This window comes from Amycolatopsis sp. NPDC039088 (assembly GCF_055598845.1).
The window spans coordinates 1-1,625 of the sequence record NZ_JBVKAE010000090.1 but is presented as its reverse complement, the minus strand read 5'-3'; the positions used below and the strand labels follow the sequence as shown (position 1 = coordinate 1,625).

1 protein-coding gene and 1 pseudogene are annotated in these 1,625 nt (G+C 64.4%); one reads left to right on the top strand and one right to left on the bottom strand.

Annotated elements, in window-relative coordinates; translation table 11 throughout:
* A pseudogene (locus ACZ7KI_RS43320) lies at window positions 1-152 on the bottom strand (HNH endonuclease); the annotation flags it as partial.
* Window positions 153-493: 341 nt separating this feature from the next.
* On the opposite strand from ACZ7KI_RS43320, the gene ACZ7KI_RS43315 reads away from it, so the two are divergent.
* A complete protein-coding gene (locus ACZ7KI_RS43315) occupies window positions 494-1,270 on the top strand; it encodes a cyclase family protein (RefSeq protein ID WP_470278811.1) in 777 nt (258 codons plus the stop codon).
* Window positions 1,271-1,625 lie beyond the last annotated feature (355 nt).

Below are 1,625 nucleotides of genomic sequence, written 5' to 3'. Positions count from 1 at the left end.
GGGCCCCGGGCTTCGATCTCCACCAGGAACTGCCCGACCTCCGCCAAAGCTTGTCGTGCCAGCGACATTCGCTCGACCACGCCGTGCGCGAGCTCCCGCGCACCGGCACGCCACAACTCCTGTGGCGGTTCGAGGGTTCGTCTACTGGACACGCCACCAGAATACCGAAGATCGAACAGGTGTGCGAATATGAAATTGTTTTTACTCGGGCTAGGATGGTCAGCGCGCCGACTGGATGATGATCGTTCTGGGTGGCGAAAGGGTGTTCCGTGTCGCGTGGTGTTCCCGTTGTGGTCGGAGGAGCGCGCAAGAGTGACGTTGTGGGCAGAAAGTTTCCAGCTACTGTCCTCTATGGACAGTAGTGCGAATATATCCGCCATTCCACGATCTCCGTGCTGTGCAACCCGTCCGGCAAGTCTGAGCCAGGGATCCCACCCAGCACCGAAATCGGCCTAAAGTGACCGAGACACCGCAGTCACCCCGGGAGGCACGCATGTCGTTGTTGGCCCAGCTGAACACCGCCATCACCGCCGGCGCGATCGAGGTCGTCGACCTCACGGCACCGTTGAGCGCGAGCACGCCGGTTCTGCAGTTGCCGGAGCCGTTCGCGAACACGATCCCGTTCGGCCTGGAGGAGATAAGCCGCTACGACGAACGTGGGCCGCGCTGGTACTGGAACAACATCCACACGGGCGAGCACACCGGAACCCATCTCGATGTCCCGGTGCATTGGCTCTCGGGCAAGGACGGCCACGACGTCTCCGAGGTCCCGCTGCGGACGCTGGTCGCCGCGGCGGTGGTGCTCGACGCGTCGGCCCGCGCGGCCGAAGATCCGGACTTCCTGCTGTCCGTCGACGACATCCGCGAGTGGGAACGTGAGCACGGGCCGCTTCCCGCCGGTGGATGGCTGCTCTACCGCACCGGGTGGGACGCTCGTTCACACGAGCAGGAGAACTTCCTCAACAACGACGAGAGCGGCCCGCATACGCCGGGGATCTCCGCGGACTGTGCCCGCTGGCTCGCCGAGGAGGCGCCGATCACCGGGTTCGGAGTGGAGACGGTGGGCACGGACGCGGGGCAGGCGCTGGCTCTCGAACCAGCCTTCCCCTGTCACGAACTCTTGCTGGGGGCGGGAAAGCACGGTTTGACCCAGTTGCGGAACCTGGCGAGTCTGCCACCGACCGGATCGCTGTTGATCGTCAGCCCGCTCCCGATCGTCGGCGGCTCCGGCAGCCCCGCCCGGGTCTACGCACTGGTGGAACGGGCATGAAGGGCGCGGAACTGTGCCGGAAATCGGCGGCTTACGGCCTCGTTTGGTTACCACTGGTGCGGCTGTGCTCGGTGGGGAAGATCGCGGCCGTTGAACGTCCGGAATCTTCCCCGCCTGGCTGCTGCAATCCCTACATCGTCGAACCCGATAGCCCGCCGACTTTGCCGGACCCCTGGCTGCCAGCCTTGTGAGTGGTAATGACGGTTCTGTTTGAGGGGTAAGGCAAACATGGCGTGATCGCCTCGCTGACGTGAAGGTCCCCTTCCCTGCCCTGAAGGTAGCGAAGGAGACCTTCGCGGACTGGTCGCAATCAAGGACTCCCCACTGAGACAGTGGGGCCTCCTTGACTGTCCAC